The 21078-nt window shown below is 46.8% G+C and carries 28 protein-coding genes; 3 read left to right on the top strand and 25 right to left on the bottom strand.

Translation table 11 applies throughout. From position 1 onward, the window contains the following. Window positions 1–54: 54 nt before the first annotated feature. The 24 genes from CP943_RS07385 to CP943_RS07275 all read right to left on the bottom strand — a co-directional run bounded on the left by CP943_RS07385 (window position 55) and on the right by CP943_RS07275 (window position 18093). Window positions 55–711: a LysM peptidoglycan-binding domain-containing protein gene (locus CP943_RS07385; RefSeq protein WP_020451028.1), complete on the bottom strand. Its 657-nt coding sequence runs from the start codon at window positions 709–711 to the stop codon at window positions 55–57. Next, window positions 704–4483 (bottom strand): transglycosylase SLT domain-containing protein, encoded by a 3780-nt coding sequence (locus tag CP943_RS07380; protein ID WP_105980892.1) that lies wholly within the window; start codon window positions 4481–4483, stop codon window positions 704–706. Before CP943_RS07380 ends, CP943_RS07385 begins: the two co-directional genes overlap by 8 nt. A gap of 3 nt (window positions 4484–4486) precedes the next feature. Continuing rightward, window positions 4487–4624 carry a hypothetical protein gene (locus CP943_RS07375; RefSeq protein WP_095290311.1) on the bottom strand — a complete coding sequence of 46 codons (138 nt, stop codon included), beginning with the start codon at window positions 4622–4624 and terminating at the stop codon, window positions 4487–4489. Window positions 4625–4665: 41 nt separating this feature from the next. Further along, complete coding sequence (locus CP943_RS07370) at window positions 4666–5115, bottom strand: phage tail assembly chaperone (protein WP_023856720.1); 450 nt, start codon at window positions 5113–5115, stop codon at window positions 4666–4668. Between the two features lie 164 nt (window positions 5116–5279). Continuing rightward, a complete protein-coding gene (locus CP943_RS07365) occupies window positions 5280–5723 on the bottom strand; it encodes a phage tail tube protein (RefSeq protein ID WP_003180830.1) in 444 nt (147 codons plus the stop codon). A gap of 1 nt (window position 5724) precedes the next feature. Beyond that, a complete protein-coding gene (locus CP943_RS07360) occupies window positions 5725–7071 on the bottom strand; it encodes a phage tail sheath family protein (protein ID WP_105980891.1) in 1347 nt (448 codons plus the stop codon). Further along, window positions 7071–7295 (bottom strand): YqzN/YkzM domain-containing protein, encoded by a 225-nt coding sequence (locus CP943_RS07355; protein WP_020451022.1) that lies wholly within the window; start codon window positions 7293–7295, stop codon window positions 7071–7073. Before CP943_RS07355 ends, CP943_RS07360 begins: the two co-directional genes overlap by 1 nt. Beyond that, complete coding sequence (locus CP943_RS07350; protein WP_035338940.1) at window positions 7296–7736, bottom strand: hypothetical protein; 441 nt, start codon at window positions 7734–7736, stop codon at window positions 7296–7298. It lies immediately after the preceding gene. Window positions 7737–7748: 12 nt separating this feature from the next. Further along, window positions 7749–8237 carry an HK97 gp10 family phage protein gene (locus CP943_RS07345; RefSeq protein ID WP_035338942.1) on the bottom strand — a complete coding sequence of 163 codons (489 nt, stop codon included), beginning with the start codon at window positions 8235–8237 and terminating at the stop codon, window positions 7749–7751. Beyond that, complete coding sequence (locus tag CP943_RS07340; RefSeq protein ID WP_026579862.1) at window positions 8234–8590, bottom strand: YqbH/XkdH family protein; 357 nt, start codon at window positions 8588–8590, stop codon at window positions 8234–8236. Before CP943_RS07340 ends, CP943_RS07345 begins: the two co-directional genes overlap by 4 nt. After that, complete coding sequence (yqbG, locus tag CP943_RS07335) at window positions 8587–8961, bottom strand: protein YqbG (RefSeq protein WP_023856716.1); 375 nt, start codon at window positions 8959–8961, stop codon at window positions 8587–8589. The genes CP943_RS07340 and yqbG overlap by 4 nt, the downstream gene beginning before the upstream one ends. Before the next feature lie 115 nt (window positions 8962–9076). Next, window positions 9077–10012: a phage major capsid family protein gene (locus CP943_RS07330; RefSeq protein WP_020451017.1), complete on the bottom strand. Its 936-nt coding sequence runs from the start codon at window positions 10010–10012 to the stop codon at window positions 9077–9079. A gap of 17 nt (window positions 10013–10029) precedes the next feature. Next, window positions 10030–10878 (bottom strand): XkdF-like putative serine protease domain-containing protein, encoded by an 849-nt coding sequence (locus CP943_RS07325; RefSeq protein ID WP_020451016.1) that lies wholly within the window; start codon window positions 10876–10878, stop codon window positions 10030–10032. Window positions 10879–10885: 7 nt separating this feature from the next. After that, window positions 10886–12400 (bottom strand): phage portal protein, encoded by a 1515-nt coding sequence (locus CP943_RS07320; RefSeq protein ID WP_020451015.1) that lies wholly within the window; start codon window positions 12398–12400, stop codon window positions 10886–10888. A 3-nt stretch (window positions 12401–12403) separates the two neighbouring features. Beyond that, on the bottom strand, window positions 12404–13702 hold the full coding sequence (locus CP943_RS07315; protein ID WP_020451014.1) for a PBSX family phage terminase large subunit: 1299 nt from the start codon (window positions 13700–13702) through the stop codon (window positions 12404–12406). Further along, entirely contained in the window at window positions 13699–14499 is an 801-nt protein-coding gene (locus tag CP943_RS07310) for a terminase small subunit (RefSeq protein ID WP_105980890.1), read from the bottom strand. The genes CP943_RS07315 and CP943_RS07310 overlap by 4 nt, the downstream gene beginning before the upstream one ends. Window positions 14500–14643: 144 nt before the next feature. Then, window positions 14644–15147 (bottom strand): sigma-70 family RNA polymerase sigma factor, encoded by a 504-nt coding sequence (locus CP943_RS07305; protein ID WP_020451012.1) that lies wholly within the window; start codon window positions 15145–15147, stop codon window positions 14644–14646. Window positions 15148–15264: 117 nt separating this feature from the next. Beyond that, complete coding sequence (locus CP943_RS07300; RefSeq protein WP_020451011.1) at window positions 15265–15468, bottom strand: XtrA/YqaO family protein; 204 nt, start codon at window positions 15466–15468, stop codon at window positions 15265–15267. Then, complete coding sequence (locus tag CP943_RS07295; RefSeq protein WP_105980889.1) at window positions 15465–15806, bottom strand: hypothetical protein; 342 nt, start codon at window positions 15804–15806, stop codon at window positions 15465–15467. Before CP943_RS07295 ends, CP943_RS07300 begins: the two co-directional genes overlap by 4 nt. A 99-nt stretch (window positions 15807–15905) precedes the next feature. Then, window positions 15906–16076 carry a hypothetical protein gene (locus CP943_RS22415; protein ID WP_165395376.1) on the bottom strand — a complete coding sequence of 57 codons (171 nt, stop codon included), beginning with the start codon at window positions 16074–16076 and terminating at the stop codon, window positions 15906–15908. After that, window positions 16076–16876: an ATP-binding protein gene (locus tag CP943_RS07290; protein WP_105980888.1), complete on the bottom strand. Its 801-nt coding sequence runs from the start codon at window positions 16874–16876 to the stop codon at window positions 16076–16078. The genes CP943_RS22415 and CP943_RS07290 overlap by 1 nt, the downstream gene beginning before the upstream one ends. Further along, window positions 16776–17600: a helix-turn-helix domain-containing protein gene (locus CP943_RS07285; protein ID WP_105980887.1), complete on the bottom strand. Its 825-nt coding sequence runs from the start codon at window positions 17598–17600 to the stop codon at window positions 16776–16778. Before CP943_RS07285 ends, CP943_RS07290 begins: the two co-directional genes overlap by 101 nt. Next, window positions 17601–17897 (bottom strand): hypothetical protein, encoded by a 297-nt coding sequence (locus CP943_RS07280; protein ID WP_020451007.1) that lies wholly within the window; start codon window positions 17895–17897, stop codon window positions 17601–17603. Beyond that, window positions 17887–18093 carry a helix-turn-helix domain-containing protein gene (locus CP943_RS07275; protein WP_229129164.1) on the bottom strand — a complete coding sequence of 69 codons (207 nt, stop codon included), beginning with the start codon at window positions 18091–18093 and terminating at the stop codon, window positions 17887–17889. The genes CP943_RS07280 and CP943_RS07275 overlap by 11 nt, the downstream gene beginning before the upstream one ends. A gap of 226 nt (window positions 18094–18319) precedes the next feature. On the opposite strand from CP943_RS07275, the gene xre reads away from it, so the two are divergent. After that, window positions 18320–18673, top strand: a complete 354-nt coding sequence (gene xre, locus CP943_RS07270) for an HTH-type transcriptional regulator Xre (protein ID WP_020451005.1) — start codon at window positions 18320–18322, stop codon at window positions 18671–18673. 188 nt (window positions 18674–18861) lie between these two features. Further along, window positions 18862–19518 carry an ImmA/IrrE family metallo-endopeptidase gene (locus CP943_RS07265; protein WP_105980886.1) on the top strand — a complete coding sequence of 219 codons (657 nt, stop codon included), beginning with the start codon at window positions 18862–18864 and terminating at the stop codon, window positions 19516–19518. A gap of 12 nt (window positions 19519–19530) precedes the next feature. Here the strand turns inward: CP943_RS07265 and CP943_RS07260 are convergent, their stop codons facing one another. Then, entirely contained in the window at window positions 19531–20178 is a 648-nt protein-coding gene (locus CP943_RS07260; protein WP_020451003.1) for a poly-gamma-glutamate hydrolase family protein, read from the bottom strand. 468 nt (window positions 20179–20646) lie between these two features. Between CP943_RS07260 and CP943_RS07255 the strand changes: the two genes are divergently transcribed. Continuing rightward, window positions 20647–21060 carry a regulatory YrvL family protein gene (locus tag CP943_RS07255; protein ID WP_020451002.1) on the top strand — a complete coding sequence of 138 codons (414 nt, stop codon included), beginning with the start codon at window positions 20647–20649 and terminating at the stop codon, window positions 21058–21060. The last annotated feature ends 18 nt before the right edge of the window (window positions 21061–21078 follow it).

Below are 21078 nucleotides of genomic sequence, written 5' to 3'. Positions count from 1 at the left end.
CTATCCCCTGCTTTTGATTTAACAGAAAAACGCCGGTTCACCCGGCGCATCTTTTTATGGTATTTTCAGCTTTTGCCCCGGAAAAATCCAGTGCCCCGGCTGTTTGATGTTTCGCTTGCTTCGTTTGATCATCGCCTGTTTGTTCGCGTTCCAAATTTTCCGCCATTCCTGACTGTTTCCGTAAAAACGGCCTGCGATGTGCCAGAGCGTATCGCCTTTTTTGACGGTGTACATTTTTGGAGCCGGTTTGGACGGCCGTTTTTTCTTCGTTTTCTTTTTTTGCTTGATCTTCCGAGGTGATGCTGTTTGATACTCTTTTAATGTGAGATCAAAATCCCGGTCACCGATATCCTTTTCACCCTCACGATGCGAAAAGTTTTCGATGCTGCATGTGAAATTGATCTTCGTGCCCGTGACGAGGAATTGAACCGGTTTTTTTGCTTTCATCCACTTCTCGATTTTGAGAATCGCGTTCTCCGGCGAAAGAAACCCTTTATATTCCGCAAGCGGAGAATACTTTTTCGGAAAATGAGACGAAAATGAAATCGTCTTTGCTCCCGGTTCATTGATAAATGTAACCTCGCCGAACTTTGACACCTTTACAGACTCGTTCGCAAGATTATTGCTGACGTCAAGCTGCTCGGGAAGCACAGGGAGGCGCAGCTTTTCCTTTCCTTGCGTCAGCCAAAATTCGTACACGGATTTAGTCATAAGCTACGCTTCCTTTCGTCCCAATATGGATATCCCGTTCAAGCTCATCGACAAGAGCGCGCTTGATTTTCGCAATCAATGTTTCCTGGTCGCGCTCACTGTGATAATGATTGTCGCCGGTAATATAGATGTTGACTTCTTTGGCGCCGTTTCCAGCCGGCTGCCGGAATCGGGCCCCGCCTGCGGTGGCTGCAGCCGCCTGACCGCTTGAAATGGAACCGGATCCTTCAGCGGGGTTATGCACTTCCATTCCGAGCGCGCCTGCAGCCCGTTGAAGCAAATATCTGCCGCGGATGCCGCGTTCTTCGGGAATGATCCATTCGCGCTTGCCGCCTTCACCCACGCGGGCGATCTGCTCGCTGGTGATCAGGCCGCCGTTGGCATAGCCTTTATAAGCTCCGCCTCTTGCCATGCTTTTAATCCCCGGCGTGTTAAATGGCGACCCGTATCGCGATTTGATGTAATTGATGGCCGCTACCGCGTTGTGAACAGGATTGAAAATATCATTCATTCCTTTTCCTTTGTACGCATTAAACGTTTGGCCGATCGTCTGCATCAAACCTCTGCTCGGGTCTCCCCGCTTGGCGTTAATGTCCCAGCCGTTAGAGGCGCGCGGATTTCCGCCGGATTCCTTTTGAGCAATGACAGAAAGCGGCTGCAGCCACGACGCCGGTGAACCGGTAGCCATGATCGCCTGCATCAGCCACGACTTTACATTTCCGCCGACGGCGCCGATTCCGGAAAACGCAGCAGCCAGTGAGCCCGCTTGTTTTTCCGCAAAACTTTTGACATCGACAGAACTTAAACCTTTGACAATCCCGACCGACGCAAAACGCCCGAGATTCATCATAACCCGGGACGGAGAATGAATATCCAGCTCTTCGCGAAACGCTTTTTCCACTTTTTTCGCCAAGTTGTTTGCAGCTTGAGAAACTTCGCTGCCTTTTCCATTCATGCCGCTGATAAAGTGTCCGACCATTCCTGATCCCCAGCCTGCAGCCGACTGTTTCGAATCAAGGAACGGCTTGTTGATATTTTTATCAACATACTGCGATGTCCCGGTCGGTGTTGCATTTTGCCCGGAAGCGAAGTTTTTGACTGTATTTGCGCCCCAGGAAGATGACGTCTTCACCGTTGTTTGATAAGGCGCATTTACTTTTGCTTGAAGAAAACCGCCCGTTCCGGTCGCGGTAGTATTTTGCCCGGAAGCGAACCCGGCGACCGCCTGTTTTCCGTAATTAGACGATTCTGCCGGCAGGCTGCTAAACGGCTTGCTGATGTTTTTTTGCTTCCATTGATCAAGGGAAGGAGCGTTTGAGCCGATCCCTTTGTCAAAGCCGCCGGTGAATTCCCGACCGAAAGCCTGCGCCTCTGCCGTTATATTCCCGACGCCGACAGCAGGCGACACAGAAGCCGAATATGAAGCGGTGCTTGAAACCGGAGAAGAAGCTCCCCCGTCTCCCGCCGCGGCCCCCATGTCGTCAACAACGCGCATGCCGAGCTTAGTCGCGGCCTGGGCAAGCAGCATCTTCCCGCGTCCCCGGTTGTTTTCCGTCGGGATGACAAATTCGTTTCCGGCTTCACCGATCCAGGAGATGGTCGGTTTTGTGATGTAGCCGCCTGTTGCATAGCCGTCAAAGCCATGATCCTTATGGGCTCTTTCCCGACCTTTTTGAAAATATTCAACTTTCTCTCCGACCCAGCTTTTCGCGCCTTCGAAAATACTTTTACCCCTTTCTAAAGCGCTATTCCATTGGTCAGACCACCAGTCCCCATTGAAAACGGTGTCTTTAATGGTTCCTGTAATGGAGTTCCATACAGAGACGGCTCCGTCCCACGCATTCTGCGCCCATGACACTGCGTTGTCCCATTGTTCACCCCACCAGTCTCCATTAAAAACGGTGTCTTTAATGGTTCCTGTAATGGAGTCCCATACAGAGACAGCTCCGTCCCATGTATTCTGCGCCCATGTTACAGCGTTGCCCCATTGTTCACCCCACCAGTCTCCATTGAAAACGGTGTCTTTAATGGTTCCTGTAATGGAGTCCCATACAGAGACAGCTCCGTCCCACGTATTCTGCGCCCATGTTACTGCATTGTTCCATTTTTCACTCCACCAGTCCCCGTTAAAAATCGTCTCGCTGATTGTTCCTGCAATGGTTCCCCAAACATTACTCAATGGACCTAAAAATGTAGCTTCCAAAGTGCCATAAAGATAGCCGGCTTGTTCAGCCCACCAGTTTCCATTTAAAAACGTATTTGTGGCTGTTTCTTTAAGAGATCCCCATTTTTCTCCCCACCAGTCGCCATTTAAAAATGTATTTGAAGCGGTTTGACTAAGGGAATCCCACTGTTCGCTCCACCAGTCTCCATTAAACAGCGTGTTCATGAGATCTTCCTTCAATTGGGAAGTGTCAAACATTTTACCGAGGGAACCGCCTGCCTTTTCTCCGCCCATCCCGCCTGCAAAGCCGCCCACTACTCCCCCAATCACTGCACCCGGAGGTCCTGCAACCAATCCTCCAAGTGTCGCTCCGGCAGCTTCTCCACCATAAGTGCCTAACATACGGCCGCCTACAGAACCAATTTTTTCGCCTGCGTTATCTTTGTTGATGCCGATTAGATCTGTAAGCGGCAAAAGTTTGCCTAGCGGACTTAATTTTTTACCTAGCGGCTTTAATTTTTCAAGCGTTGGTTTTAAGGGCTCTAATAATTTTGCAAGTTTACCGGGTTCTTTGGCGGGCCTTAAACTTTTTAAATAGAAGAGAATCTTGGCAGCAGGTATAATTCCCCTTGATAGGCTTTTTAAATTCCAACCTTTATGCTCTTCACTTGAACCTGAAACAGAGACCGTTTGACTATTTCCGGTTGAACTTAGCAACTCTTTCTGCGGATATAAACAGCAGCATTGTTCATGACCTGAACCACTTGATTTTGACTGAGAACCTTTTGTTGACTGAGGGCCTAAGATTTTATCAATGATTTTATCAAAAATATCATTGTTCAATTTCTCCATCAGTCTATCTTTAAATCGATCTACAAATGCCTTGCCAATTTCCTTCCCAGTATCCTTTATCCAAGGCCATCCTGATTTTTTCCACCATTCACCTAACAAGTCTTTTCCTTGTTCGAAGAAAGATCTCTTTTTATTGTGTTTGACTTCTGATGTTTCGCCTGAAACTTTTTTGTTTTTGATTTTATTCGTCGCCTTGTCGTTTAAATCAATTGTGACAATGTACGTTTTCTCTAGTTTTTTTAAGAGTGAGGCAATTCTGCTTGCTGTTTTCGTTATTTTATCAAGCACATATAACTGAACTGAGTAACCTTTTTTCAAATTGTTTTTGAGGTAGCCGATTATTTTTTTAACTGTTAATGTTACACGGTCTTCAGCAGAGATTGAAAAGGAATATTCACGCTTAGAGAGCATCCTTTTAATTTTAGTTAACTTTTGTGAGACATTGTCCGCTAAATTTAACTTAACGGTTGTTTCTGGCGGGATTCTTTTTAATCTTCTTTGTATTTCTATTAGTTGAGCGGATGCCTGGTCATCTATAATCACCCCAATATTTACGGAGTGAATGAACTTTCTCATCAGGTAATTGTTCAGTTTTTTAAGCCGAAAAAAAGCCTGATCTTCCGTTTTGATGTTAATTTTGATTTGCCTGTTCAATCGTTCGGCTCTCTTTTCTAAAACCGTAAACCCCTTCTGAATCCTTCGCAGCTTCTTAGATACCCGGTCTTCAAGGTCAAAACGTGCCGTCAGTTTTGCCATGGATTATGTACCTCCTTTCCTCGCTTCTTTTTCCAAGATTTGAAGTTTGTAGCTGATGAGTCCGTATAAAAATGCTTTAAACGGTTTTGGGGCTTCGTACAGCTCCCGGAGCTGGGATGGAGAATAGTGAAGTTCGTGCATCGCAAAATAGAGATACACCGCTTCTTTATTCCCATCCTTGATTAGTTTTTTGCTTCTTCTTCCAGATCTTCAAGGTCGTCTTCAAAGCCGTTGATTTCAATCGCTTTGTTGAGCCAGTTCGCATATTCCCCTCCGACTGACAGAACGCGTTTGGCTACTTCGACCGGGTCGGCCGTTTGATAGGCTTCTCTTAATTCCTTTGAACGGAAATCAGGATAGATCGTCGATTCAATGGCGATTCGGGCGTAAAAGCGCTGGGTGTCGAGATCCTTGACGCGGCCCCTGCCTTTGATGTTTTTATAAGTCGTATTTTCTTTTTCAAGCTCGTCAATGCGCTCGGTTGTAATCGGCTTAAACACAAACGGAATGACATTGCCCTTTTTATCGACGAACCGCTTTGAGATCGGCACTTTGATTTCCTCGGCTTCAACGGTTTGTCCCGGCATAAAAAAGGATAAATCATATACTTTTTCTTCTTGTTTTTCGCTCATGTCTGCTTGCTCCTTTAACATTCAATTTTTAAATTGGCAATGAAAAAGCACCCTCGGCTTGGCGAGAGTGCTTGGTGTTAAATGTCCTGACTACTGAATCGGCTTCCTTCTTTAAGACCAGCCTTTGCGATCTAAGTTTAAAAAGCGGGATACGGGGCTCTTTTTTAAAACGTATCTTTCAGTTTTTCAGGAACGTCAAAATCTTCAAATGTGAACGGCACTTCTTCTTCCAGCGCTTCTGAATCGACGTCAAGGCCGGCGATTTTGGCTGAGTCAAAATTCACGTCATACAGTGTGACACGTTCCGTTCCGCGGCCTGATGACTGGTCGTCAAGGACGGCCTGGAGCGTGAAATACGGATCATCGCCTTTTTTTACATAGTTCATCATTAATGTGACAAATTGAGACGTGACTTTATAAAATGTCGCCGTCCCCGTGCCGTTTGCACCTGTTGTCTTGTGGCCCGTCATGCGGCGGCCCATAATATTGACTTCGGCTTTATTCTTTTCGACGTTTGCCTCAAATGTTTTGATATGAGCCATCTCTTGTCCGTCGAGAAAAAGACGGCCTTCTTTTCCGGAAATCGTGTTTTGCGCTTTTAATGCCATATTATTTTACCTCCACATTAAAGTAGAATTTTTCTGCTGCATCAACCGGCTGAACGGCCAAATCGATTAAAAACCCGTCGCGGTCTTCATTCAGTGTGATGGCAATATCGCTTTCAGAATCAAAACCGGTAATGCCGCCGGCTTCCTGAAGCGCCGTCATATACTGAATGATCAGCGTTTTGACGTACTGCAAACCGTCGTCAGATACAGGAATGTCGCTGCCGCTTGCTTTTCGCGCTTTGATTAAAGCCTTTAATTCGCGGGTCAAATCATTGTTAACTCCGTCAAGGACGCGGATGATTTTATTTTTCGAGAATTTTTTGTTTTTGTCGGCAGTGAAACTCGTTAAAGAGTTGATGTCTTTTTCGACACTGACCGATTGATCGCGTGCATCAAACGTAAATAAAAACTCGCCTTTTTTCAGACGTTCGATGACCTGATCTTCATCCAGACGGTTCAGAACATCAACAGCTCCTTCGTATTCGACAAATGTCAGCGACTGGTTAAAAGTCGCGCCTGCGCTTGCTCCGGCAACCCATGCCGTCGCTTTTTCAGGCGTGATTTCTGTGCCGTCTTCCAGCACGACGCCTCCCGTTACATTGATGATGCCTTCATCGTCTCCGGCATAATCGGCGACTACGCCTTGGACTTTCTGGCCCTGCTTATCGCGGAGGCGTTTGATGAAAGCGGCAAAAGTGGCTTTCAGCTGTTCATTGTCTGCAACCGGAAGTGCGATCGTATTGAAGTATTCCGTTTCGGCCGCATCTAAAAACGCGGTGTAATCGGCAACGCTTGCTGTTCCGTTCTCTCCGCCTTCCAGTTTTGTGCCCGCTGTCAGTTCAAGCGCGCCTTCCCCTTGAAACGCGACGTACGCATTTGCGGTAAGCTCTTCTGCCGTTTTGACGGTTTGTCGGTCAGCTTCATCTGTTCCGACAAAGGTTGTGACATCAAACTTTTTAGAATCGAGCACATTTTCGGAAATGCGGATTGAAATGTCGTTCCCTTTCTCGCCTCCGTATTTTGCCGTTACACTCAGCGTTTCGCCGATTTGGGCTTTCGCCGGCGCTCCCGTGTTCAGACGGTACAGCAAAACGGTCTGTGCGTTTTTCTTCGCTTCGCGGAAAAGCAGAAGAGACGGATCATCGATGTTCAATCCCACTTTTTTATTTAAATCTTCAATGCTGGAAATCGATACGAATGATTTCGGCTCCCCCCAGCTCATGACGACAGGAAGGGCAACTGTGCCGCGGTCCCCGACGGAAACCCGCTCCTCTGCTGTCGTTTTAAAATTAAAATAAATGCCGGCACGATCTTTTTCTTTGCCTGGTGTAAATGTTCCGCCGTTCATTAATTCATGACCTCCTTGGCTAAAAATGTTTGAATAAGCTGACTTGCCTCAAGCTTTGAAATCTGCTCTTCTTTCACATGAAAAAGAGCACCGTCGAGAACTTCCGGTTTAATGCCGAAAAGCTCTTTCGCGTGCTCCCTCAGATCCTCGATGTAGAACAGCGCTTCTCGTTCCTCAAGAGGCGCCTTTTTTGCTTCGGTCTTTGTTTTTTTGCTGACTGTCAATTATTTCACCCCGTTTGTAAAATCGATTGTTTCCAGAGAAAGTTCGTTTTCCCGTTTGTACCAGTAGCGGCTGTTCCATTGAATAATAATGGACGCGGTGCCGGAATCCCCTATCCTCGTCTCGATCCGGCTGATCCTCAAGTTGTCTCCTGTGTCTTTACCCAACCGGTCAATGAGCGGGATGATGTGCCGCGCTTCCCTTACGGCGTCTGCAATGCGCTCGGCATGATCGTGGGCCTGCTGTGAATCATGGTGAAACAGTTTCACATTCAGGGTGAAGACTTTTTTAAATGTTGAAACCGTATCATTTTCATCAAAAACAGAAGGGGACGGAAAATATAGCGACGGTATTTGAAAATGGTCGGGTATTTCCTTTTCATAACAGACGACAGGAAAGACTTGATAAAAAAAATTCATAACAGATCCCGTTTCGTCGTTCAAAGCTTCACCTCCTTAAAGGGAATTCAGCCATGTTTGCAGCCTTTCATTCAGGCGTTTTTCAAATAAACGCTCAAATATGTAAAGCGCATGCTCCCAATAGCCTGTTCCCTTTACCCATTGCCGTTTTAAAGCCATGCCGGACGAAGAACCGGGATCGTATTGAAATCGGCCGCTGTGCCATTGTCCCGGAATCCACCTGACTTCCTCTTTTCCGCCTGTCCAATGGCCGTCATTTACGAATGAGGCGTACTCTAACTCCGTCCCGACTTCAAGCGTGAGTCCGCCTTTTTCGATTTCCCATATGTTCCCTTCAGCCCGTCGCTTGAAAGAGCGCAAAAGGCTGCCGGTATCAATCGATCCGGCGCGTACAATTTCGTCGCGGACCAGATCTAAAAAATCGGTTCCCGTCTGTTCAAGCCACTTGGCAGCTTCAGTTCGAAAGCCGCTCTGCCCCGCTTTTTCCAGCGTCCGCGATAGCTGTTTCAATCCTTTGATTTTCATAGTTTTTCATCCCTGACCGCTAAGACTTCCAGGTGATGGCCTTTGATGTTGCGCGGCTGCTGTAGCGTGTAGCTGACACCGTTCCAGACCGCAAGATCGTGAAGGCGCACATCTGCATCCGCCGGAAAATGGGCCAAATATGAATGATAAATGACCTGTTCGGGATCTTGCTGGACGATCGACTGATTTTTTTCCGTAAAATAGCAGGGAACGTTTTGAAGATCGGGGGTTTCCCCGTATGTGCGAATCGGCTGCAGGTTTGGCGCGGGAATGCCGTACCTTGCTTCCTCTGCATGATCTTCCTTTAAATGATAGATATCGCAACGGTCGCTTAATAGACTTTTGTAGCTCATAGCGGCCGCACCTTGAATCGGACAGATTCATAATCAAGAATAAATTCTTCGAGCAGTTTATAGACGTCGGGCTTCGCCAGGCCACCGCTTCTTGAGAGCGTATAGGAGTAGTCACCCAATTTCTCAGATTTGTAGCCTTTCAAAAGCGATTCATCACCGTTTTTCAATGCAAAGTACTGTGCCAGCTGCAGCAAAGCGAGCCTTGCCTTTTCCGGCAGCGGATCATATTTTTCATCTGTAAAACGATGCCCCGTGATCTGCTCGGCTTCCGCTTCGGCTTCAAGGATATCCTGCCGTAGCAATTCCTGCGGCCGGTTTTTCACGGCTTCAATAACGGAATATTGAATGATATCGTCGGGCGTGATCAGCATGTTCATCACATCCTTCCAGAGCTTTTAGCTGTTGTCCGGGGCGCTTTCGCTTGTACTCGGACTCGTTTCCCGCCGATTGGCGATGCTTTCAGTGAAAACGTTCGGACTCAGGCATTTACTCTTTTACATTGACGATTTTTGCAACCGCGTCTTCTTCTTCGAATTTGCTGTCCAGTTTTGCCGTCAGGACAATGATAAATTTGCGTGCGCGAATGTCTTTATCGACTTCAATTCTGATATTGCGCGAGAAACCGAGAATAATATTTTTCGGATGCGTCAAAATAATGTCTGATGCTTCGGCGGCTGCATCTCCTTCTCCGTACGCATACGGCTGAATATTTGAGACCCCTTTAACAGGCACGCCAAAAGCGGTTGATAGCCCGCCCTGTACGGCCGCATCCCCGAGAGTGGTTTGACGGTCTGCGACGCGGTCTTTCCATTCGATCTCCTGACCGAGCGATGTGTAGAATCTGAATTCCTGCGGAACGCGCATATATTTTGCCGGAACAGCTTTCAGCCCCTGTTTGAAAAGCTGTCGGCTGATTTGCTCCCCGCCTGCATCGACGATGTGAGAGACGGACTGCTTCCGGATCCCGTCAAGTTGAGCAAGGTATGGATCTGAAGACGCAACATCACCGTTGACGATCAGTTCTTCAATATCCACAGCGGCCCGTTCCGCCAGCATTTGCATCAGCGTCTGTTGAAGGCCGTCTTTTTCAATGTTATTTTCGAGCGTGTCATAAGTAATGTTGACTTCGGCAATGACTTCTTTCGCATTCAGTTCAACCGTGCTGGTCACCGGTGCGGTTAATTGGTCCTTCGCCAATGCTTTACCTTCATCAGCCGCTCTTAAAATCCGCTGGCCAAAACCGATTTTTTCAAATTTTTGCGAGTCGTTTTCCATTTGAATCACACGTGATTCGCTGAAAATTGTCGGCGTGTTTTGCACCATGCGAATAAATGCAGAAGCCTGCGCCGGATTCATTAATCCTCCGCTTTTCAACGTCGCAAGCGACATCTCGGCTTTACGAATAATCTCTTGATTTCTCATGTTCTTCCTCCTCCAAATTAAAGCAATCCGCTCCAAATCGATTTTTTAACTTCTTCTTCTCCTTCTTTTTCAGCCGCTGCCTGCTTTGAGGCACCTCTCATCTTTTCGAGTGCTTCGATGCGCGCAATCAGAGGGGCGAGCATGTCCTCGACGATTTCCTTCACATGTGCATCCTGGTCTGTCTGCTGCTCTTTTTCGTCCGCCGCTTTATCCCCTTCCAAATCGTCAAGACGTTTGAGAAGCGGAGCCAAGACGGCTTCAATCGTTCCTTGAACTTCTGATCGTTTCATCTTTTTTTCTTCCTCTCCCGTTTTTTGTTTGTCGCCGGCAAAAAACTGCTTAAACAGCTGAAAGAAACTGCCGGTCTCATCGGTTTTAGAGCCGGCGCGGGGCGGGTGTTCGACCGTTTCGGCAGTGCCCGCCATGCTGTAGCCGGTGATGCTTCCTTTTTTAATCTGTTCCCAGATCTCATCGCCGGCTTTTGTCACCAGCACCCAAGAGCCTTTCACAATCGTTTCGCCGTTCACTTCAAAATCAGCCGGCGCAACATAGGACTCCACGACTTCTCCGACGCCTCCCTGGAAATTGTGATCTTTGTCGATCTTCCGGGCATTTTTCAGAAAACCGTGGGCGGCTTTTTGGATTTCGTCAGCCGACATAAAATCGCCGTGGGCATCCTGAATGTCCGGCTCGTAGACCACGCCGTAGACGAGCTTCTTTTCATCCTCGGCTTTCGCAATCAGCTTGACTTCCTTTTCAAATGTCGGCGATTCACTCGATTTCGTCATAAAGAATTTCTTTTTGTTCGCCGCTTTGTCGACATAACTGACGAAATTGATCTTGGCATTTTTAAGCTCTCTCGGCACGAAGTGTTCACCTCCTTTCAGTGATCTGTTTCAATGTCTCGACGACTTCCTGCAGTTCGGGCAGCAGCGCTCCGGCTTCTGCTTCAGCACGCTTTGCGCTTTGCTGGTAACCGAGCGGCCTGCTGAATTCTTCCTCCGGCCATTCATCAAGCGTCTTACCGAGCACTCTGCCGGCCAGGTCGCGCAGATCATTTGCAGATACCGCCCCCGCCTGAATAAAAGGACCGAGCACTTTTGCAATCTCAAGCGGATCGCGAAAGTCCGGTCCTTTCAATTGGAGCCTCGCATGGAAAATGTTTAAATCACGGAGAAACAGCGTATTCAGCTTGCCGATCAATATTTTCCGCTCCGGTTCAAAAACCTGTTCTTCGGTGATTTTGCGGGCTGTATCGGCTGTCGCCCTGTTATATTCATGGGCATCACCGGTGTAGAGCGGCGGAAGCCTGAAGGAAGAGCGGATTTTATTCCGCGTTTTCTCGTCATATTCAAGAAACAGCGCATCTTCCTGCAAAATTTCGGCGAGTGATTTGATGTCCACTTTCACCGGCGTAATGTCCTGGCTGCCGTGAATGTCTTTTTCCTGTGCGATCCCCTCCGCTTCGATCAGCAAAAATTTGTGGGCATTTTCAACGCCTTCCAAGTCGTTCATATATTCCTGCAGCTCTCTGTACGAAGCCTCTGAGAGCATGCCGTTTTCAACCGTAATAACGGCGGGGACGTGCCGGCCTTGTCTGAAATACATATAATTCAGCTCTTCCGCTTTCCGCGCTCCGTACAGGTTGACGATATTTCCGATCCAGCGCGGAACGCCGTAGACGCCGCTGCCGATTTTAAAATGGATCGCTTCATTCGCACTTCGTTCAGGCGGAGTCTGTCTGTCAAACGCTCCGGTGGTCATATCCATGACGCGCGGATCGCCGTACTCTTTAAAGTACACCTTCCTGCCTTCAATCATCTGAACGTATTTGCGGAACCTTTTTTCCCTTTTGATGTTTTTTAGCGATCCGTTTTCCATGTAGGCAAATTCCACTTCGATCGGTTCTGTCAATCCGCATACGCGCATATTTTTGACATCGAGATATTCAATTCCGGCCGGCTGCCCCGTGCCGTTTCTGAGCACCTCCAAAAACCCGTTCCCCGTTTTTTCGCGGTCCTCTATCATATGGCTTAAAATCGTTTCAGCCGATTCATCGAAATGAAGATGGCGGCAAAAATCTTCAAGCCTTGTCCAATCGGTCTCAGCAGCCTTTTTCTTATCGGGCGTCACATCCGCACCATTAAAATCAAAAGCGTACTCGACATCAAGCCCGAACCCTGCAATATTCGTTTTATAGGCGTCAATGCATTGCTGGAGAATTGAAGAATATTCGGCAATGGCTTTCAGTTCTTTCAAATTGTACGGCGGTGCGATAATCTCATCTCCGTAGATCTCCGAAAATTGATCTTCATATATTTGTTTTGTTACAGGCTCGTGAAAACGGGATTTCATGACTTTTGCTCTTACCGTTTGCTGAGTGGACATACACTATCTCCCCCTTTTCCTGTTCGGCCGTTTTCTCACTTCCGGCTCAGCCTTCAAATCGGTGACTTCATAATCATCAAGCGCGTACCATAGCGCGGAAAGTGTGTGCGGATCAATTGTAAACTGATCCTCCTTCAGATTGCCGTTTTTATCCGTCGCATAGGTCAGCGGCTGCAATTCGTAGATCGTATTGGCACATCGGTCAGAACAGAATATTTTTTTAAACCGCTTGATTTTTTTCGTATATTGCAGGCGCGAGCCTTGGAACTTGCGGGCTGCTGTCATGTTGAAGCCGTTCTGCCTGAAAAACTGAATGCTTTTCGGCTCAGCGGGATCGGCTTTGATCAGCTCCTTCGTAACCGCGAATTCGTTAAGCTCCTCGGCCGTCTTGTCGTCTGTCATTTTATTTTTGTAGTACTCCCAATAAATATAGAGATATTTTTTGTCGGGATCGACGGCCGCCCGGACGACGGCATTGTATGATGCCTCAAATCCGAAATCCATTCCGGTTCTCTTCAGCGGGTTGGAAATGGCGGAGATCTGTCTCATGACCTCCTCATGCTCCATCACTTCAAATTGCGGCAGAACCCTGGTGCCGTTTACCCCGAACCGTCCTTTTCTGGCAATCCGGTACAGATCGGGATCATATGCTTTCATATCATCAAGCTGTTTGAGGTAGCTTTTCGGCAAAAACAGGTTGTCATCCGCTGTAGAATGGTGGTAATACGTATCACCGACGACAGCGACCCGCTTTTCATACAAAACCTCATCATCCAAAATAAACCGCTTGTTCCGCTCATCCTTGAAAAAGTGTCTGTACGTCCAGTTTGACTGGCTGACGGGGTTTGTCGTCAATATCATATACAGCCTGTGATCAGGATGCCTCAGCCGGCCGATTAGTTCCTTGAAGCCTTCATACTTCACTTCCGAACATTCTTCGATCCAAATCAGCGAGATGTTGTTGACGGATTTCAATTTCGCCGGGTTGTCCATCCCTTTAAAAATAATCCGGCTGCCGTTTGCAAACCTGATGTGCATCGGAGAAGAAACGGCCTCTGCCGCCGTTTGAACACCCAGCTCATCGATAATGGTTGCGAATAAAGAAAAAGTCGAATCCCTGTGTGTTTCAAACACTTCCCTTACAACGAGAGCGGTGCGCTTTTCCTGCAGCAGCTTTAATACAACTTTTAAAGCAGTATGATAGCTTTTTGACGAACCGTATCCGCCGACAAGAAATTGAAACGTCTGATCCCAGTTAAACAAATAATCTTCAAAATGCGGATTGACTTCTTTTATAATCAAGCCAAATCACCTTTTCTGGTGATGACCACTTCAACGGGTCCTGATTCCGCATCTTTGTCGGCTTTTTGTTTGGCGAGCTTCAGCTTCTCATTTTCAATTTTCCGCTTAAATGAATCAGGGAAAAGATCGAAATACTGTGAGAGCTTCTCGAGCGCCTTCATTTTATCGGCCAGCTTGATTGCAATTCCTTCTTTCCCGAGTTTCGCTTCTGTGATGACTGTACCATCGACGAGGTCGGAATGTTTCACATCGACAAAGCTGATCTCTTTCATAACCGGATTGTTTTCTTCATCAAACAGCGGTCCGGACTTTCCGACAGCCTGTACCTCTTTTTTGCCGAAAGTCACATAATCGGTCATATCGGCAAATGCGATTTTCACATAGACTTGGAGAACATCCATCGCCTCAACGAATATCTCCCCTACCATCTCTTTTTTGATCCGCCTGATCTCATCGGCCACCTTTTCATTTTTCAGAAGCCGGCAGCCTGTCACATGAGCGCTGGCAGGGGAGTAGCCGGCTTTTATCGCTGCTTGGGTAGCATTGAAGCTTTTCACATAATAGATGCAAAACAGACGCTGCCGTTCATTCAGCCCTTCATTGCGGATATCTGCTTTTCCTCTGCTCGTATCCTCCCCGTTTACAGCCTCTTTCCAGCGGTCACGGGTTTTCCAAACGCTGACTTTTTGATTTGAAACACCGAGTTCTCTTGCGATTGCGAGATTCATAATGTTTCCCCCGTATTGTTGATAGAGACGAAAAGCTTCATCCCTTTTTGGATCCCTTTTCCTTGGCATTGTTCATCTTCACCGCCTCTCATTCCCGGAAACAGTAATATTTCATCGCTATATGAATCTTCCATTTAAGAACTGTATGTTTTATTATATTTTTTCTCTTTTCACTTATAGGTGGCAAACGTATGACAAAAGACAGATATATCGTTATGCCATACAATCGAGAGGCTTTTCGATTTGTTTCGCGATTTTCAGCTGTGCCCGTTTCACATTGGTTTGAACAGTAGACTTTTTGATGCCGAGCATGGCGGCAATCCGCTCATAGGAAAACTGTTCGACCTTATGTAAAATGAAGATTTCTTTTTCGCGTGCCGTAAGGGCAGACAGCGCGGTTTCAATCCGGGCTTTATCGTACGCTGACACTTCTTGAGCCGGTTCAAATGCAATCTGTTCTGAGAACGTGTCGATGATCAGCGGATCTTTCAGTAGCATCCGTTTATAAGCGTCTCGCCTGTCAATCGCCCTTCTGATTCCCGGCTCCCTTCCGTTTTCAAGCCAGTCGATCACATATTCCAAATCGGTCATCATGTTTCTGATCAGTTTTTTATCTTTCAATTGTTCAGCAGTCAGCCCTTGTTCATCCTGATAGGCCCGATACAGTTTTTTCGTGTTTTTCAGCGCTCTTTTATATTCGAAAAGCAAATCTTCCATTTTGTGTACCTCCGTTTTTTTGAAATAAAAAAGGACACCAATCAGCCGCACAGTAAGATGTGCATCTGATCAGCGTCCGCAGGCTTTCCGTCTTGGACAAATATGCAAGTTGTAGAATTATAGCTTATAGCCGATTTCAAATTCGACCCTTGCGAGGTCTCCCTTTCTCGTTTCAATGACGGTTTTACCGTGTTCAGGCGCCTCGGCCTGCCAAGCTGTGCCGTTCATTCCATCAAGAACGATCACTGTCACCTTTCCTTTTTTAAGGCGGCTTGCAACCGTCGTATCGTGGATATCTTGTATCTTTGCCGGATGGTTCATCTATTTTCCTCCTCTTCAAATTCCGCGTTTGTGACGACTTTTTCTAAAATATTTATCAATTGATTCTCAACTGAATTAGAGCGAGCGGGCCGTTTTCGCTTCAAATAGGCAAGCGTGAGCTTCGCTGCGGTCAAAAGTTCGGGAGCCGCGGCGATTAAGCTGGCATTTTTTTCCTTGGAATATGCGCTGTAGTCGGCGACTTTGGCAATCACCCGCCCGCTGGAATAAGGAAACCGTTTCTTTTCGGCTTTACTGTAAGCTGAATAAATGTACAGGTCGCTATTTGTTCTGACAACGCGCCATGGTGACGGGCTGTACGTCGCACTTTCGTTCTTCACGTTTGTCTTCCTCACTTTCCGTCTTCTTCGTGCCATCGTTTCATTTGTGCGTCTCTTTTTGCCGCTGTCCAGATGATGAGTATCATAGCTTTTAAACATTTAAGCACCTTGTTTCACCCTTGTTTTCATTTTTGCAATCAGCGCTTCCAGATGTTTGATTACATCCGTCAAATCACCGCTTTCAGCACGGCAGTTTGGACAAGCGCGGAAAATCGTTCCGATCCTTGCGTCCTGATGAACTGATTTTCTCCCATTACATAGCGGGCACATCAAACCATCCCCTCCAGTCTATGATTGATGCCGAAAGAGCTCCCGTTCAGGACGACGAGAAAGTCCTGGCACATTTCAACCAGCCTCGTTCCGAGCGCTTCGTCTATGCTGACAATTTCTTCAACGCTTAGCTCGCTGGACAGCATGATCGGCTTATGGTTCAAATACCTGTAATTGACGACAGCATATGTCTGTTCGATCTGCCATTCCGTCGCCCGCGGCCTGCCTCCCACCGGCTTAAACAGATCATCGAGAAACAGCACCTCGACTCGCTTCATCCGGTTCAGCTTATCCTCAAGCAATGAGAAATCCTGTTTTAAATCGTTGAATCCTTCGACAAAAGGAAAATAAAGGACGGGTACGAAATGCTTCCTCATCAGCTCATTGGCGGCGGCCGTCAGCAAATGCGTCTTCCCTGAACCGGGTCGTCCCAAGAGCGCGATGCTGTTTTTGCGGCTTTCCCGGATGTCCCGGTAAGCTTGTACATATTCAACGGCGCATTCATACGCCTCTTTTACAGATTGGTGTTTTCCTTTCGTCTTGAACTGAGCAAAATTTAAGTTTTTAAATTGTTCGGTGATTTCGCTCGATTTCAACAGCTTTTGCGCTTTCCGCCATTCGCGGCAGGCGCATGATACCCATACTTCCATCGTTCCGCGCCGTTCGATAAATCCGAGTTCATCTTTGCATTTCGGACAGTCATACCGTTTTGCGGCGGATTCTTCCGGTTTGTCCCCCTGTGATAGACGGCTCCTGTTTCTCAGTTCGTCCATGATCTCTTCGATTGTTCTTTTGGACATTGTTCTCCCTCCTGACAGTTGTTTTCTCTTCCGCTTCAGCCAGCCGGCCGATTATATATTTTTCACAGTAGCTGAAGACCTTGATCGTTTCATTGCGGCTTCGGCGCCGCGCCTCATACTCTTCAAAGCATTGTTCAAGCCATTTGATTGTTTGCGGAATAGACACTCCGCGGGCGACAATCCGGGCGATGGCCTTGTAGTCTTTTGACGAGGGATGGACAGGCTTTCCTTCCTGCAAAGACCTAAGGGCGGCAAATCGGTCTGCTATTGTTTTTATGGAAGTCATATTATGTTTTGTGTTGATTTGTGTGATATCTTTATTGGATTGGACAAGGATGTCCGCACGGCCAGTCTCTTCTGTCCGAACAGAACTGCCTGACCGGACATGGCTGGCATAGGCAAATTTCTTTGAATGTCTGACTGACAAAATCATTCCGTAAGGCGCTCTTGTGACTGCAATGTAGCCGTTTCGTTCGAGAAGAGCGAGCCATCTTCTAACCGTTTTTTCGTTGACGCCGAATTGAAGAGCCAATTCTGCGGCTTTCAGCGGTTTGTTGCCGAGCACGATGCCCCATGTCATCCCATCGCGTTCGATTTCCTTAGTTGTTGAACTGATGCACCATAAAAACAGCCAAATGGCATTGCCTATTTTCTCGTAGTGCACAGGTGTTAAAAGCCCTGAGTAAACGGAAAAGGGATAGCTTTGATCGAGCGGACGGGACATTCATCTTCCCCCTTCCTTGTGCCTTCTGCGGTTCAGTCTGAGATACCGTTCGTATTGGCCTTTACGATCGAATTGGAATACAGGCTTTCCGTCTTTCGTAAAAGCGATGAATCCCCCGGCTTCGCCGAGCCGCCATTGATCAAAACGGTCTGAGCTGTAGGAAATCACAATTTTACCCATTCTGCCTCCTTGTGGATATCCGGCGGGTCCGCCATGTCTTCGCATTTGCTCTCTGTCGGCTTCCTTTGGATAGCCGTGCGTTCGAATGTGTGTGACCATCGGATGTTCAAGATTCATGACATCGCCTTCTTTCATACAGAGTTCCTTTGATACAATATGTATCCAAACAGACCTGAAAAAGATCGGGAAACAGCAATCGATCAGGAACTGAGTAAAGCGTTTCGAATTTCAGCATCGTTTCTCTGCCGGGATTGCGTGTTCCCCTTTCGATTTTGCGAACATAAACCTCGGAGAGTCCAAGCCTTTCCGACACTTGCTTTTGGGTCCATACCCTCTTACAACGCTCTTCGATCAACCGTTTTCGCACATGTTCTCACTCCCTGTTTTTGATACAATACGTATCTGATGATTTGATTATATATGATACACTTCTTATCATCAATACTTTTTTGATACTTTTTTTATCATATATTTATTTCGATACATTTTGTATCTATAATAGAGATAAACATGCCGAATTGAGGAAGAGAGGTCATTCTATGTTAGGCGGCAGACTGAAGAGCCTGAGAGGAAAACGGACACAGGAAGAAGTTGCAAAGCAGATCGGTGTATCGCGGGCCCGCTACTCCCATTACGAAAACGGAAGAAGCGAGCCGGACTATGAAACATTAAAAAAACTCGCCGATTACTATAAAGTGACGATTGACTATCTGTTGACAGGAACGGAAAAGAAAAAAACGATTGAAGACGAAATCGCAGATCCGGATCTGCAAATTGCATACCGAGACATGCAGGAATTTTCCCCCGAAAGCAGACAGCAGGCCATCGAGTTCATTCAATACTTAAAAGAAAAAGAGAAAAAACGAAAGCCCGGAGATAAACAAAACGGATAAAAAAGGAATTTTTATTAAACATTACCTGATGAGCGCCGATTTAATAGTTAAGACGATAAAAAAGGGAAAGATTTGCTAAAGAGGCTGCTCATCGTATATGATAGATCTGCATGAAAACATGACAGCCCCTTTGACGGGCTTTTCTTTCCCGCTAAAAACAGAACATTTGTTCGAAAGGGTGTCTCGTATTGAAGTTTTACTTATCTCACCTAGAAGAATACGTCAAAAATATGTATCAAAAGTTTGGTTTTTTTGAACCCCACCACATTGATATGAATCGCATAGCCGCTCATTTTAACATTTGGATTCACTATGAAAATGTCAACAGCATGATGATTAAGCATGACGGCATGTACAGCATCATTCTCAACAGCAGCCTTTCAAAGGAAAAGCAGTGGGAGGATTTTGCCCATGAGTTATGCCACGTATTAAAGCACGCGGGAAACCAGCTTTATATGAATCAGATGTTCAGGGAGCTGCAGGAATTCCAGGCCAATCAATTTATGTACCATTTTTGCGTCCCTACTTTTATGCTTTTAAAAATGGATTTTCCCCAGCTGCGATGCCAAGCCGCTAAAATGATCGCCGACCTCTTTAAAATCACGGAATCGTTCGCTGTCAAACGGATCGAGCTCTTTGAAAAACGGCAAGCCGGGATCCAGTTTCATGAGGCATGGATGGCGAGCCTTTCCCAAGAGAGCGAATCAGCGAATGCTGCTCGCCTTAAAGAAGAAGACGAACTTGCACGCTACCGTCGGGAAACCCGCCGCCCGTACACAACGGCAAACGGCGTCGGCAAAATGGTCGCGGCAGAAAGCCGGCCGGCGTATATGCTGAGAAAATAAAAAACAGCCGGCTCAGCTCCCGGCTGCACTCGGCCCATATGCGATGCGGGCTCCTGCCTTCAAAGCTTTGACATAGCGGGAAAACACCTCATTTTGAGACGTTCGCCTGCCCTTTAATGTGAATTGCTCAAACATCGCCTTCCGCTGGGCAGTGCTGATTTCAAACTGCACGCTTAACCCTGTTTGGCAGCGATTGTTGATGCTTGCAGGGTTTGTACCTGAAAGATATCCCCTTTCAGCCGCCAGCTCCGCAGAAAATCCGTGCTTCTCCAATGTCTCCGCAAACAACAAGGCGCGCCTTCGATCTGTCCCCCCGATGAGCGTATGCCGGCGGAAAGGCTCGTCATATCCGTGGAACGCCAGTATGTATCGATGTCCTGCAGCCATTCGCACGGCAAGCGGGCAGTCAAAATGGGCGCTTGTCACATGAAGACTCTTATTGCCGCGCCTTTTCAATCCTTCCAATAAATAAACCGAAGAACCCGCTGCAAAAGCCCTGACAATTTCACTGATGCCCGGTTCGATCCCGCCCCCGTGGGGAGCCATCACAAGCAGTGCGCTCCCTGCATCCCGCGCAGCCACCGAATAATCGGTTCCTTCTATTTCATTTTCTGCCATCTCTGTAAAGCTGCCGTATTGGTCAGTTAAAGCCTGCTTCATCTCTTGATTTTTTGCACCTGCCTGTCCTGTTTTTATGTAGTGTACCGGGAGTCGCAGCGGTTGTAAATATGTTCCCTCTAGGAAAATAAAAATCTCTTTATGAGATTTAAAAGATTAAAGCAATTGAACCAAAATCGAAAATCACCTAAGGCACGAAAATAATTCTTCTAGTAAACACGTCGGTTTTAGAACAAGCAAATACGAAATATGATTAACAAAGTAAGGTTGCCGGCTGACAGCCTTTTTCATTTGGGATCCTATCCTCTTTGCAGCCCTTATGAAAACGCTCCAAATATGATATATGGCGATTAATTAGGTCTCGAAAAACACCTTAGGAATTTTTCAGAACGCTCTCTCCACTCCCCCCCTTCCACACAAACTTTAACCCCAAAATCTCATTAATAACTCACAACCGGATATTTTTCTGATATCATGAATATACACTGCATGATTAGGAATGAATGTTTAATGATTAAAAAAACTCTCGGTACCATGTTCGCAGTGACTATGATCTTTCTGTTGATCCTCACTGTGTTTACGCTCTTATTCGGGTCTTATTATTTCGGCGTTGCCGGCTTTTTCGCGATTTTCGGCGTGACATACGAATCGCCCTGGTCGCTCTTCTGGTATATCCTTTTATCCTTTGGCCTCGGCGCGCTGTTTGAAATCCCGGAAAAGATTTTGAGCTTTATGATCGGTCATAAAGCCGTGACCTTTATGATCGAATGTTTTTTTACGTGGCTTGCCATCCATCTCGCTGATGAATTGATGGACAGCATCACCATCCCGCTGGATGTGGAAATCATCGCCTGTCTGTTTTTATTCGTCATTCAGCTGGCATTTGAAGACAACAAAGAAAGAAACCGGACATACGAGGATTGAGAAACATTCGCGAAGGGA

This window comes from Bacillus paralicheniformis (assembly GCF_002993925.1).
GTDB classification, from domain to species: Bacteria; Bacillota; Bacilli; order Bacillales; family Bacillaceae; genus Bacillus; species Bacillus paralicheniformis.
Note: the sequence above shows the minus strand (reverse complement) of the source record. Positions and strands in the feature narration are given on the sequence as shown.